Genomic DNA, 318 nt, shown 5'->3' with positions numbered 1-318 from the left:
AGCAGCGCATACACGGGCAGCCGCGCCGAGCACGTCATCAGCGGTGCCACGAGAATCGTCACCAGCCGGTCGCGCGGGTCCTGAATCGTGCGCGTGGCCATCACGCCGGGAATCGCGCACGCAAAACTCGACAGCAACGGAATGAACGAGCGCCCCGACAACCCCGCGCCCGCCATCAACCGGTCGAGCAGGAAGGCCGCGCGCGGCAGATAGCCCGATTCTTCCAGCGACAGGATGAAAAGGAACAGGATCAGGATCTGCGGCAGGAACACCAGCACGCTGCCCGTGCCGGCGATGATGCCGTTCACCAGCAGGCTC

General features: G+C 65.7%; 1 protein-coding gene. It reads right to left on the bottom strand.

Going from position 1 to position 318, the window contains the following annotated elements; genetic code table 11:
- The coding region (locus HX812_RS31960) for a ferrous iron transporter B (protein ID WP_178949171.1) at positions 1-318 on the bottom strand (318 nt) is incomplete at both ends.

The sequence above is a fragment of the Pseudomonas sp. IPO3749 genome (assembly GCF_013386605.1).
In the GTDB taxonomy this organism is placed as follows: Bacteria; Pseudomonadota; Gammaproteobacteria; order Pseudomonadales; family Pseudomonadaceae; genus Aquipseudomonas; species Aquipseudomonas azotoformans_A.
This window is presented reverse-complemented; position numbering and strand designations above follow the sequence as displayed.